This window comes from Cryobacterium sp. (genome assembly GCF_025463825.1).
In the GTDB taxonomy this organism is placed as follows: Bacteria; Actinomycetota; Actinomycetes; order Actinomycetales; family Microbacteriaceae; genus Cryobacterium.
In genome coordinates this window covers 1-11,735 of sequence record NZ_JAODBG010000120.1, presented here as the reverse complement: position 1 = coordinate 11,735, position 11,735 = coordinate 1, and the positions used below count along the sequence as shown (strand labels likewise).

10 protein-coding genes are annotated in these 11,735 nt (G+C 70.8%); 6 read left to right on the top strand and 4 right to left on the bottom strand.

What is annotated here, in order from left to right; genetic code table 11:
* Positions 1-82 precede the first annotated feature (82 nt).
* Both JWP54_RS15205 and JWP54_RS15200 read right to left on the bottom strand, forming a co-directional pair.
* Positions 83-3,574 carry a DNA polymerase III subunit alpha gene (locus JWP54_RS15205; RefSeq protein WP_297373550.1) on the bottom strand — a complete coding sequence of 1,164 codons (3,492 nt, stop codon included), beginning with the start codon at positions 3,572-3,574 and terminating at the stop codon, positions 83-85.
* Positions 3,575-3,576: 2 nt separating this feature from the next.
* Positions 3,577-3,849: a hypothetical protein gene (locus JWP54_RS15200; RefSeq protein WP_297373547.1), complete on the bottom strand. Its 273-nt coding sequence runs from the start codon at positions 3,847-3,849 to the stop codon at positions 3,577-3,579.
* Positions 3,850-4,013: 164 nt separating this feature from the next.
* Here JWP54_RS15200 and JWP54_RS15195 point away from each other — a divergent pair, with 164 nt between their 5' ends.
* The 3 genes from JWP54_RS15195 to JWP54_RS15185 all read left to right on the top strand — a co-directional run bounded on the left by JWP54_RS15195 (position 4,014) and on the right by JWP54_RS15185 (position 8,623).
* Positions 4,014-4,826 carry an SDR family oxidoreductase gene (locus JWP54_RS15195; RefSeq protein ID WP_297373544.1) on the top strand — a complete coding sequence of 271 codons (813 nt, stop codon included), beginning with the start codon at positions 4,014-4,016 and terminating at the stop codon, positions 4,824-4,826.
* A gap of 264 nt (positions 4,827-5,090) precedes the next feature.
* Positions 5,091-7,250 carry a glycosyltransferase gene (locus tag JWP54_RS15190; RefSeq protein WP_297373541.1) on the top strand — a complete coding sequence of 720 codons (2,160 nt, stop codon included), beginning with the start codon at positions 5,091-5,093 and terminating at the stop codon, positions 7,248-7,250.
* A complete protein-coding gene (locus tag JWP54_RS15185) occupies positions 7,247-8,623 on the top strand; it encodes a glycosyltransferase (RefSeq protein ID WP_297373538.1) in 1,377 nt (458 codons plus the stop codon). The genes JWP54_RS15190 and JWP54_RS15185 overlap by 4 nt, the downstream gene beginning before the upstream one ends.
* Positions 8,624-8,718: 95 nt before the next feature.
* On the opposite strand, the gene JWP54_RS15180 is transcribed toward JWP54_RS15185, so the two are convergent.
* Positions 8,719-9,273, bottom strand: coding sequence for a DUF2017 family protein (locus JWP54_RS15180; RefSeq protein WP_297373535.1), 555 nt, complete (start codon positions 9,271-9,273; stop codon positions 8,719-8,721).
* A 23-nt stretch (positions 9,274-9,296) separates the two neighbouring features.
* Complete coding sequence (gene clpS, locus JWP54_RS15175) at positions 9,297-9,581, bottom strand: ATP-dependent Clp protease adapter ClpS (RefSeq protein ID WP_297373533.1); 285 nt, start codon at positions 9,579-9,581, stop codon at positions 9,297-9,299.
* A gap of 75 nt (positions 9,582-9,656) precedes the next feature.
* On the opposite strand from clpS, the gene JWP54_RS15170 reads away from it, so the two are divergent.
* The 3 genes from JWP54_RS15170 (at position 9,657) to JWP54_RS15160 (ending at position 11,685) form a co-directional block, all read left to right on the top strand.
* A complete protein-coding gene (locus tag JWP54_RS15170; protein ID WP_297373530.1) occupies positions 9,657-10,505 on the top strand; it encodes an HNH endonuclease family protein in 849 nt (282 codons plus the stop codon).
* Positions 10,506-10,585: 80 nt separating this feature from the next.
* Positions 10,586-10,972 carry a PadR family transcriptional regulator gene (locus JWP54_RS15165; protein ID WP_297373528.1) on the top strand — a complete coding sequence of 129 codons (387 nt, stop codon included), beginning with the start codon at positions 10,586-10,588 and terminating at the stop codon, positions 10,970-10,972.
* On the top strand, positions 10,969-11,685 hold the full coding sequence (locus JWP54_RS15160) for a hypothetical protein (RefSeq protein ID WP_297373525.1): 717 nt from the start codon (positions 10,969-10,971) through the stop codon (positions 11,683-11,685). Before JWP54_RS15165 ends, JWP54_RS15160 begins: the two co-directional genes overlap by 4 nt.
* The last annotated feature ends 50 nt before the right edge of the window (positions 11,686-11,735 follow it).

Sequence of the window (11,735 nt, the reverse complement as noted above, 5' to 3'; positions counted from 1 at the left end):
CACCCGCGGAGCGGCGCGGCACCCGCGCAGCGCGGAGCGTCTGCCCGCGGAGCGGGCCGAGCAGCCAGCCGGTTCAGTACAGCTAGGCGCTCCTGGTCGACCACAGGTCGAAGGTCTCCGTGCCGGAGACGGCCTGCCGGCGGGGGTGCCGCTCGTCGGCGGGTGACGCGGCGTCGTGGCCGGCCTGCCCCGCCTCATCCTCACCGAGGAGGGCGGTCGCCCTGGCCGCCTTGGCCGCGCGGGCCTTGTCCCTGGCCCGCTCCTTCGCCACCCTCACCAGGTCCCACATCCCCTCGCCGGTGACCGACACCCCGCGCGCCCCGGAGCGCCTGGTGCGGCCGCGCACGAGCATCAGCTCGGTCTGGAAAACCCCGCCGCCGATGCGCTCCTGCGCGTCGTGGAAGAACACCACGTTGGCCACCGGCCCGGTACCGTCGTCGAGGCTCACGAACACCACTCGCCGGCCGTTCCGCATCGGCGGGGTGTTGGTGGCGCGGCGCACGCCGGCCAGCAGCACCTCGGTGCCCCCGGGAAGGGTGGCCAGTTCCGACGCCGGGGTGACCCGAAGCTCGGCGAACAGCGGGTAGAACTTGCGCATCCGGTGCCCGGAGACGGCCAGCCCGGTGTCGAGCAGCTCCAGGTCGGACTGCGTGCGGCCGCGCAACTGCAGCGAGGTGACGGCGTTGAAGCGCGGACCCGCGTAGTCGATTACCGGCAGCGGCACCTCGAATGCGAGCTGGTCGTCGGCGATCACGACGGCCGTGCCCCGCAAGGACTGGATGTGGGCGAGCAGTTCGTGCCGTCGGGTGCGGTCGTAACCGATGAAGCTGTCCAGGGCGCCCACCCGGGCGAGCGCCTCGAAGGTGCGGGCGCGGGGGTGCACCCGGTCACGGAAATCCTGCAGCGAACTGAACGGCTGGTGCCGCACGATGCGGGCGCGTTCGGCGTCGCTAGATCCGGTCAGCTCGGGCAACGGCATCCGGATGCCCTGGGCGGTGTCACCGACGGCTTCGACCCGGTAATCCAGCGCGCTGTGCTGCACGTCCAGCCCGAGCACCGGCACCCCGAGCACCCTGGCCTCGGCCACGAGCAGGTCCTTGGGCCACATGCCGGGGTCGTGGGTGAGCAGCCCCGCCAGGAACGCCGCCGGATGGTGGGTCTTCAGCCACGCGGATTGATAGGTGGGCAGCGCGAAGGCCGCGCCGTGGGCCTTGGCAAAGCCGAAGCTGCCGAAACCGGCCAGCACGGTCCAGATCCGGTCGATCGTGCCCTCGTCGAACCCGCGGCGCAGGGCATGTTCGCGCAGATACGCCTCGATGACGCTCAGCTGGTCCGGCCTGCCGAGGTGCCGCCGGAGCACGTCGGCGTAACCGAGACCGCAGCCGGTGAGCTCGTCGAAGAGCCGCATCACCTGTTCGTGGAAGATCACCACGCCCTTGGTCTCGCGCAGGATCGCTTCGAAGCGGGGATGGATGTAGTTTGGGGCCACCTCGCCGTGCCGGGCGCGCAGGTAGGTCAGCGGCATGTCGTTCTGCATCGGGCCCGGCCGAAACAGCGAGATCTCGGCGGTGAGGTCGTTGAACACCTCCGGTTGCAGCTTGCCCACCAGTTCCATCTGACCGGGGGACTCCAACTGGAAGATGCCCAGGGTGCGGGTGGACCGGATCAGTTCGAAGGTGTCCGGATCGTCCAGGGGTACCCGGTCCAGGTCGATCTGCTCGCCGGTGAGCCGGTGGTGCTCCTCGAGGGCGTGGGCCATCGCCGACTGCATCCGCACCCCCAGGATGTCGAGCTTGATCAGGCCCATCGGATCCATGTCGTGCTTGTCGAACTGCGACATCGGCAGGCCCATCCCCGAGGCCTGCACGGGGGTGCGGTCCAGCAGCGACGCATCGGAGAGGATGACGCCGCACGGATGCACCGAGATGTGCCGGGGCAGCCGGTCCAGCCGCGCCGTGAGGTCGACGAGCAGCCCGAGCTCGGCCGACTCCCGCACCTCGGCGGCCAGCTCCGCGAGCTCGGGTTTCTCCTCGAGGGCGGCGCGGAAGTCGCGGGCGTTGAACCGCCACATCTGCTTGGCGATCGTGGCCACCCGGGTCTCCGGCATGCCCAACGCCAGGCCGGCGTCGCGCACGGCGCCGCGGCCGCGATAGGCGTTGGTCATCGACATGAGCGAGACCCGGTCGGCGCCGAAAGTCGAGAAGAGAGCCCGGTAGATGTCGTGTCGCCGGGCCGATTCCACGTCGAGGTCGATGTCGGGCAGCGTCTGCCGTTCGGGGGAGAGGAACCGTTCCCAGAGCAGGCCGTTGGAGATCGGCTCCACCGAGGAGGTGTGCAGGGCGTAGTTGAGCACGGAGCCGACCCCGGAGCCGCGCGCCTGGATGCGGATGCCCATGCCCCGCACAATGTCGGCCACCTTCGCGACGGTGAGGAAGTAGGAGGCGAAACCCAGCGACTCCACCGTGGCCATCTCGTGGGCGAGCCGCTCGTGCGCCGCGTGCAGGGCCGACCCGCCCGCCGCGGTGTAGCGGTCGTCGATGCCGTTCCGCGCGCGCGCCCAGAGCTCGGTGAGTGGGTCGCCGGTGATGCCGATCACGCTTGCCTCGGGCATCCGCGGCCGGCCGAGTCCGATGTCGGCGGCAGGGTCGAGCGCGCACCGGTCGGCGAGGTCGTTGGTGTCGCGCAGCAGGCGGGCCAGGGCGCCGTCGCTGTGCTGGCCGGCGTCGACGACCATGCGGGCCACCTGCCGCATCGCGGCCGCCGGCTTCAGCCAGGCCTGGCCATTCACCTGCAGGGCGCTGCCCGGCAGGCCGTTGTCGTGCGTGCTGTTCACCTGCAGGCCGGCCAGTGGCAGCTGTTCGAGCTTGGCCAGTGGGGTGAGGTGCCTTGCCGCGTCGGCGAGGTCGGCGGTGACGGCTTCGCCGGGGGTGCCGTAGCGCACGGCGTTGCTGAGCACGGCCGGGAGCCGGGCGTGCTCGGCCAGCGCGAGCATGCGGGTAGCCGGAGCGACGCTGCCGGGGGTGCCGGGCTCGGCGAGGTGGCAGACGATCTCGAGCGCCACGGACTGCGGCGGCATCAGCCGCAGCCAGGCGGCCAGGTTCGCGCGCGCCAGCGTGTTGTCGCGTCGTTCGATGGCCAGACCCACATCGGAGGCCGGGCCGAGCAGCACCGTGAGCGAGCTCAGGCCGGCCAGCTGGGCGAGACGGCTGCGGGGGATGCTCGGGCCGCGGCCGGGCAGCCGGACCGAAGTCTCGTGGGCACTGGAGACGGCCCGGCAGAGGGCCGCGTAGCCCCGGCCATCGGTGCCGCCGTGCGCCAGCACCACGACGCGGCCCAGCGAGACCTGGTCGTCGTCGTCGTGCACCTCGAGGTCGGCGCCGAGCCCGGGCTGCAGCCCCGCGGCCACGCAGGCCCGCACATGCTTGACGGCGCCGTACAGGCCATCGCGGTCGGTGACCGCCAGGAAGGTGGCCCCGTCGGCGGCGGCCTGTCCGGCGAGGGCCTCCGGCAGGGTCACGCCGTAATGGGTGGAATAAGCGCTGGCCACATGCAGGTGCGGGAAGCTCACAGGCACGCTCACCCCCAATCGAGCGAGAGCACCCAGGTGCCGTCGGCATCGTGGCGCAGGTCATACCGGTGCTGCTCTTCCCCGCCGCGCGCGGCATCCACCCGCCACAGTTCGGTATCGATGCGGGTGGGGGTGCCCTCGTCCTCCCACCAGCGGGTGCGGGTGAAAACGGCCTGAGGCTGCCCGATGATGGTGTGCTCGAATCGGTCCCAGACGAACGCCATCGGGTCGCCGTCCGCGGAGAGTTCGACCTGCACTGCGGTGTCGATGATCTGGGGCATGAGCGCCTTTCGCACGAGAACATCGAACAAATGTTCGATGTTCAAAGTGTAGGTCACTCCTCCGACAGACGCCACCGCGAGGATGTTTTTCCCATTCGCGGCCGGGCGAGCGTAGCATTTCCTTAGGAGCCCGAAGACGTATTGCGCGTCCCGTGGAGGTGGAAATGGCACTCGAAGTGGCGTCCCCGGTCGAGTTGACTGAGGACGTGGACACCCGCCCGGTCGCTGCCTTGACCGACGAGACCCGGACGCCGGTCGCTCTGGTCACCGGGGCCGGCTCGATCATCGGCCGGGCCGTCGTCGCCCGGCTCCTGCTGAACGGCTACGCGGTGGCAGGGGTCGACGTGCAGGCCACCCCGACCCTGGGAGAGCGGCACCTCGTGCTGGTGGGTGACGTCGGCGTCGAGACCGAGTCCGACAACGCCGTGACCCAGGCCCTCGACACCTTCGGGCGGCTCGACGCGGCCGTGTTGCACGCCGACATCGGCGGGTCCAGGTCTCTGCGGGTGCCGGGGACCATGGCCGAGGGGGAGCGCCTGCTGGCCCGCAACCTCAACAGCATCGCGTTGGGCATCCAGTCGGCCGTCAACGGGCTCTCGCTCGACGGCCATCGCAGCATCGTCGCCACCGCCTCGGTGGCCGGGCTGCTCGCCGACCCGGGCAACTGGGCCTACCACGCGTCGAAGATCGCCATGATCGACCTGGTGCGGTCCTCCGCCCTGACCTACGCGGCCCGGGGCATCCGGGTGAATAACGTGGCCTCCGGCCTGGTTCGCGTCGACACCGGCGACGGCAACCCGGCCGACCAGTCCTTCGGGCGTGACTTCTCCCGCCGGATCCCGCTGTGCCGGCTGGGTGAACCGGCCGAGATCGCGCAGGTGATCGCCTTCCTGCTCTCCCCGGCCGCCTCCTATGTGACGGGCACCACCCTCGCGGCCGACGGCGGGCTGACGGCGTCAGCCGGCCTGGTGTTCTGAACCCGGTTCGGTTCCGCGCGGTGCTGACGCGGCCGGTCCGACAACCTGCCAAGATCCTGACCACATCCGTTCGGCCCCGAGCCGGCCCCCCGGCCATGGCCGGATGTCGCATCCGGGGCAAACCTTTTCGGGGACCGCACCGAAGTAGTGATGGGAGACCATGGGTTGGCAGTCTTGCCTGCCCCGGCATCCCGGACCGGCGCGGAGCACCCTTCCGCGGTGACCGAGACGCGAGGCGGACCTGTCCGCCCAAAGGGAGAGACCGTGGGAACCCACACCACACTGGACACCATGCGGCAGGCCGACGGCATCCTGGCGGGCATCCGTTGCGCCGACGACCTCACCATCGCCGCGAGCCGTGACGGCGGCAACCGCGCCGTGCGCCTGCTCGCCCAGGCCGCGGTCGACCCCGGCGACCAGCTCACCGCCATCGCCGCGGTGCACGCGCTTGCCCAGGTCTTCGACGACTCCGCCGACGATGTCCTCGTGACCTTGCTCGAGCACGAGTCCGGGTTCCTGCGCGAGCACGCCGCCTGGGCCTTCGGCACCAGGCTGCCGCGCTTCGACGCTCTCGCCGGGCTGACGAGCATGGTCGTTGCCGGGGGCTTCTCCGGCATGATCGCCCAGCGCACCCTGGAGCAGTGGGCTGCCTCCGCCCCGGAGCACGTGGCCCTGGCCGCTGAGGGCGCCATGCTCGGCGTGGCCGACCCGGCCGCTCGCGCCCGCCTCGTCGAGACTCTCGGGCTGATTCCGGGGCGTATTCCTCAGCGGACGCTGCGACGCATCGCCGCGGACTCCGCCGAGGGCCTCGACGCGCGTGCCGCCGCGGTTGCCGCGCTCGGCGACGGCCCGGCCAACGACGCCGTCATCGCCCTGGTGACCGACCTGGCCCGTGGCGACGACGACCTGGCCGGCGTGGCCAGGCTCGCCCTGCTCGACCTCACGGTGCCGGCCTACCCGCGGGCGCCGTGGAGCCAGGGCCAGACCGTGGCCCAGCTTTTCCTGCACGCGGACATCGACCGGGAACTCAGCCAGGTGGGCTCCGGCGACAACGGCGGCATCGCCACCCTGCTGGTGCGCCTGGGTGACGCCCTGGTCGCCGGCGACGGGGAAACCGATCTCCTCGCGCCGACCGTGGACCGAGTGCTCACCCTCTCCCGTGGCGGCCCCGACGCCGCCCTGGCCTGTCTGCCGGAGGTGAGCTCGACCCTGTCCGGGCACGCCTTCGCGACCGTGCCGTTCCTAGGCGCCCCGATTTCGTCGGCCGAGTCCTGGCCCCGCCGGGTGGCCGTGCAGCGTGGCATCCGCCGCATCCTGCGCGCGGCCGGCACCGTCGACGTGCTGCACCTGCGGATGGCCGATGTCGGCACCCTCGCGGCGTCGACGGTGGCCCGCGAACTCGAGATTCCGGTGGTCTTCACCGTCGCGCCCGACCCGCACAGCGTCATCACCGCCATGGACGCCGCCGGCACGCTCACGCGCGCCAACTTCGGCACCGTCGACGAGGCCGAGCACTTCTGGTTCCGGGCCCGGCTCGTGCAGCGGATGGCTGCCGACGCCGCGCACACGGTGCTGTTCCCCCGCCCGGAATTGGAGCGCGACATGCGTGCCCTCGTCGGCATCGACATCACCGAACACCCCGAGCGCCACTCCGTCGTCGCCGAGGGCATCGACCTCACCGTCATCGACAGGTCCGTGGCCGCCGCGATCGCTGCGGACCCCGCCGACTTCGCCGACCTCGATGCCCTGCTGCAGACCTTGCCGCCGGCGCGGCGCCATCTGCCGCTGGCGGTGAGCGTCGGCCGGCTGCACCGGGTGAAGGGCATGGCGACGCTCGTGCACGCCTGGGCCGACGACGCCGCTCTCCGAGAACGGTGCAACCTGCTGATCGTCGGGGGAGACCTGGCCAACCCCACGCTGGACGAACGCGGCCAGCTCGATCTCATCGGCCGAGCCGTCCCCCTCGCCACCGCGGCCGAGCACGGCCTGCTGCTCGCCGGGCACCGCGCCAACGACTCCGTGGCCCGCTGGCTGGCCGCCGCCCGGTATGGCCGGCCCGGCCTTGCCGCCCCGAGCGGCGTGTACGTCTGCGCGAGCATGAAGGAAGAATTCGGCATCGCGCTGCTCGAGGCGATGGCCACCGGCCTAACGGTCGTGGCCCCCGACGCCGGCGGCCCCGCCACCTACGTCGAGGACGGCACCACCGGCTTCCTGGTGAACACGGCGGATGCCGCTCGCCTGGCCGGCGGGATCTCCGACGCCCTCGACCTGGCCGGTGGCCCGTTCGGGGCAGAGTTCGCCGAGCGCGCGGCCGACATGGTCGCCGGCACCTTCGCCATCCAGGCCATGGCCGGCACCCTCGCCGGTGTCTACCGGTCGGTCACCGAGGCCCACGCCATCGACTGGGCGTTGAGCGCCTCATGACCCTCCTGATCATCAGCCCGGATTACGCCTCGCACCTGTTCCCGCTCGCGACCCTCGGCACCGCCTGGAAGGCCGCCGGCGAACGGGTCGTCGTGGCCAGCGGTCCGGCAACGGCGGGCATCGTCGCCGACTTCGGCTTCGAACGGGTCAACCTGCAACTCGGCCGCGGGTCGAACCCCGGCACCATTCGCGCCGAAGACCAGCCCACCGGCGAGGACGACGCGCTGCGGGGCTTCTTCGACGCCACCCGGGTCGGCCTGGTGGAGACCCTCCGGTTCCAGGCCGAGGCCCGCAGCAGCGACCTGCTCTGGAATCCCGTCGTGGTGGCCCGCGAGGTGCAGCGCATCGTCGCCGAGATCCAGCCGGACCAGGTGATCGTGGACCACCTCGCCTTCAGTGCCCGCCTGGCGCTGATCAGCGCCGGGGTGCACCATGCCGACGTCGTGCTCGGGCATCCCTCCGCGCTTCCCGTCGGCGACGAGGTGTACGGATCCCCGTCCGACTGGCCAGCGGCCTTCACACCCGATGCGCAGGCACTGCAGCAGTTGCGGCTGCTGTGCGAGCGGGTGCGGGACGACTTCACCCGGCAGTGGAACGACGCCCTGCTCCAGCTGGAGGCGACGGCCGCGCCCAGCGGCGACGCGTTCACCGAGACCGGGGACGTGCTGCTGCTCAACTACCCGGCCGAACTGCACGACCCGGCCCGCACGGCGCTGCTGCCCGAGCATGCCTTCCTCGGCTCGGCGGTACGGAGCGAGGCGGACGACCCCGAGGTGACCCGCTGGCTGGCCGGGGGCGACGACCGTCCACTGGTTTACGTGAGCTTCGGCAGCTTCCTGTCCGTGCGCGGCGACGTGCTCGCCCGGGTCGCCGAGGCGCTGCGCGATCTCGGCGCCGACGAGTCAGGCAGTGACGAGTCAGGCTGTGGCGAGTCAGGCAGTGGCGGCACCGGCGTGCGCGTCGCGGTCGCGGTGGGGTCGACGGATGCGGCCGAACTCGGGCCGATCCCGAAGTCCTGGCTCGTGCGTTCGTTCCTGCCCCAGGTGACGCTGCTCGGCCACGCCGCCCTGGCCGTGACCCACGGTGGCAACAACTCCGTCACCGAGGCCATGACCGCGGGAGTGCCGCTCCTGGTCCTGCCGTTCTCGACCGACCAGTTCGCCGGTGCCGCGGCGCTGGAGCAGGCCGGGTTCGGGCGCTCGCTCGACCCGAACACGGCCACCCCGGCCGACCTGCGGCTCGCCGCCGTGGCGCTGCTCGAACTCGGCGGCGAACCGCGTGCCCGGCTCACGGCGCTGGGCGCGTCCCTCGCGAACGACGCCGGCCCGCGGCGCGCCTACGCGGCGCTGCAGGCGGTGCCGAGCGGAGCCTGATCCCACAACTGGTCCCCGTGCGGACAATTGCGTCCGGTGTGCCGGGCGCAATTGTCCGGTTGGGCAACAGTTGCGCTGAGTGGCCCGAGCGGCGGCTACGCGTCGATCGCGTAGACGAGGGACTCCTGCACCATGCCCAGCCAGTTGTAAATCTCGTTCACTACTTGGGACTCCTCGTCGTCGAGGTGCGGGACGCCGGTCGGGTCGATCTGCAGACGGTCGGCCACCACGAGGCGCAGGTCGGTCAGGGTGCGCAGCCAGGACTGCACCTGCGGCTCGCTGAGCACGATCGGTACTGGTAGTGGGTCGTGCGGCGACGCATCCGCGCCGGCGGCATCCGCCCATTCGGAGTCGGGTGAGCGTTCGTCATCGCCGAGCGCGGCAAGCACCACCCCGGCGTTGGCGATCTTGCCCTCGATCAGGCCGTCGGCCGTGAAGCGGCGGAACTCGGCGGCGGCCTCGGGGTCGTCTGGGTAGGCATCCGGCAGTAACCGGTGGATGGCGGGCTGGGCGATCATGCTCGCATCCTCGGTGTCGACGGAGGCGAGCAGCTGCAACAGCTGGGATGCGACGTGGCGCAACAGGTCGACCTCGACGGGCTCGAACATCGCCGACACAGTGCCCGATTCCTCCCGGCGGAATTCCATCATGCGCCGGTCCGGTTCTTCGGCATCTACTCTTCCGCCTTGTCGAGGGTGGCCCACAGTCCGTAGCCGTGCATCGCCTCGACGTGGCGTTCCATCGATTCGCGGTTGCCCGTCGCCACGACGGCGCGGCCGTTGTTGTGCACCTGCAGCATGAGGCGTTCGGCCTCCGGCGCGCTCACCCCGAAGTAACTGCGGAACACGTAGGCGACGTAGGACATCAGGTTCACCGGGTCGTCCCAGACGACGGTCACCCAGGGGCGGTCCAGGGAGCCCGCCTCTCGAATGCGGGTGGATTCATCGATCTGGGGCACCCGTTAAGCCTCACATGCCCGCGAAGATAGTTCCACCACCGCGTGGCAGGATGGAGAGATCGTGAGTTCCCAGCAATGAGCCGTCGCCCATCCGTTCGTCCCCGGTCCACCCGCAGCCGCAGCCGCATCAGCGGCCCCCGCTACCTGGTCACCCTGATCGTGGCCATCGCCATCGTGTGGGGTGTCGGCCATTTCGCCACCGACCAGAGCGCCGGCTCGCCGACCGCCGAGCCTAGCGGGCAGTCCAGCACACCGGTCAACGCGCCGGTCCCCGTGCCGCCATCGGCGCTCACGCCGGCCCAAGCGCTGGCCCTGGTGACCGTGCTGCCCGACGCGGTCTACACGGATGACGGCAGCTACGCCGGCAACCGGGAAGAGCTCTTCGGCGAGGCCTGGGCCCTCGACTTCGACCAGAACGGTTGCGACACCCGTAACGACATCCTCACCCGCGACCTCACCGGCACCGACATCGATCCGGCGACCTGCCGGGTCTACACGGGCATCCTCACCGACCCGTACACGGGAGAGACCATCGACTTCGTTCGGGGCCAGAACACCTCGGCCGAGGTGCAGATCGACCACCTGCTGCCGCTGAAGGCCGTATACGCCACCGGAGGAGCGGCGTGGCCGGCCGAGAAGCGCGAGGCCCTGGCCAACGACCCGGTCAACCTGCTGGCCGTGAAGGGTTCGGAGAATTCGTCGAAGTCGGATTCGTTGCCCAGCGAGTGGCTGCCCGGCTACTACCCGGACGTCTCCGACCGGCACGACCTCGGCCAGCGGGTGGTCTGGGACGACCTGCCCGCCGACACCAGCCTGCAGTGCTGGTACGTCGACAAACTTGTGCCGGTGTTCGTCGCCTACGACCTCGGGGTCACCCCGGAGGACCGGGCCGCGATGACGGCCGTGCTCAGCACCTGCGACTGAGATCCCGGCGTACGCTCTGCTCTCTGGCGTGTGCCGGAATAGATCTTGACAGTCTCACTACTTAGAGACACTATATAGCCATGACCGATCCCCGTTCCGAGCAGCCCGCCGCGGCAGCCGGCGACTGGCCCAGCGACTGGCTGCGGGCGACCCTGGGGTTCCTCGCCCTGCGCGCGCTTGCCGCCGGACCGTCGTACGGCTATGCCATGATCGGTGACTTCGAGCAGCACGGCTTCGGCACGATCAAGGGCGGCACCCTGTATCCGCTCCTCACGCGCTACGAAACCGCCGGCCTCGTGGTCACCGAGTGGCGCGCGGGCGACGGTGGCCCCGGCCGCAAGTACTTCGCGCTCACCGACCACGGCCGCGCGGAACTGGCGCGCCTCAGGGTCGAATGGCACCGCTTCGCCGGCACCAGCATCCGCTATCTCGACCCCGAACGGCCCACAAAGGAGACCCCAGAATGATCCGCACCGGAACCGACAAGAAATGGTTCGACGAACTCGTTCTCGAGCTGCGCCTGCAGCAGGTCTACGGCGCGGCGATCGGGGACACCGTGGCCAGCGCCCGGGAGCTTCTGGCTGACACCGGCCAGAGCGCCGAGGAGGCCTTCGGGCCGGCCAGGCACTACGCGGCCTCGCTCGACCTGCCTCGCGCGCCCCAATACGAGTGGATGCGCACCGCACTCTGGCCGGCGATGATCGGCCTGCTGGCATTCCTGCTCTTCACCCAGGCCGCGGCCGCGTGGGCGCAGTCGGAACCGCTGCTTCTCTCGCCCGCCCAGTTGGCGCTGATCGCCGCCCCCGTGATCGCCGTTGCGCTCCTGCCGCTCTACCTGGCGGCAATTGTCCGTCGCATCCGGGCGATCGTCCTTCTCGTCGCGTTCGGCGGGTTGGCCGGGTTCTTTTCCTCGGTAGTTGCGCCGTCGAACCGGGCGGAGGCATGGCTGGCCCTTGACCCGGTGCCATGGCTGGTCACCTGCTCGCTTGTCATGGTGGCGCTGTCGATCATGAACACCGTGCGAGCCCGCCGCCCGGGGAGCAGCGACGGGATCATCGACCCGCTCGCGGAGGCATCCGCCGGTGAGGGCCGCGGCACCCGGGTGGCCATGGTGGTCACCAACTGGCTCTTCCCGCTGTTCGCCCTCGTCATGCTCGGTGTCGTGTCCCTGTTCCGCTAGACCTCACATTCGCACCAAGGACATAGTGAGGAAATAAGGATCAGATCCCC

What these genes read in the sequence shown, in the direction of transcription:
- JWP54_RS15200 (WP_297373547.1), bottom strand. Translation starts at nt 3,849, where the DNA reads ATGCCCCAGATCATCGACACCGCAGTGCAGGTCGAACTCTCCGCGGAC.
- JWP54_RS15195 (WP_297373544.1), top strand. Translation starts at nt 4,014, where the DNA reads ATGGCACTCGAAGTGGCGTCCCCGGTCGAGTTGACTGAGGACGTGGAC.
- JWP54_RS15185 (WP_297373538.1), top strand. Translation starts at nt 7,247, where the DNA reads ATGACCCTCCTGATCATCAGCCCGGATTACGCCTCGCACCTGTTCCCG.
- JWP54_RS15180 (WP_297373535.1), bottom strand. Translation starts at nt 9,273, where the DNA reads ATGATGGAATTCCGCCGGGAGGAATCGGGCACTGTGTCGGCGATGTTC.
- JWP54_RS15170 (WP_297373530.1), top strand. Translation starts at nt 9,657, where the DNA reads ATGAGCCGTCGCCCATCCGTTCGTCCCCGGTCCACCCGCAGCCGCAGC.
- JWP54_RS15165 (WP_297373528.1), top strand. Translation starts at nt 10,586, where the DNA reads ATGACCGATCCCCGTTCCGAGCAGCCCGCCGCGGCAGCCGGCGACTGG.
- JWP54_RS15160 (WP_297373525.1), top strand. Translation starts at nt 10,969, where the DNA reads ATGATCCGCACCGGAACCGACAAGAAATGGTTCGACGAACTCGTTCTC.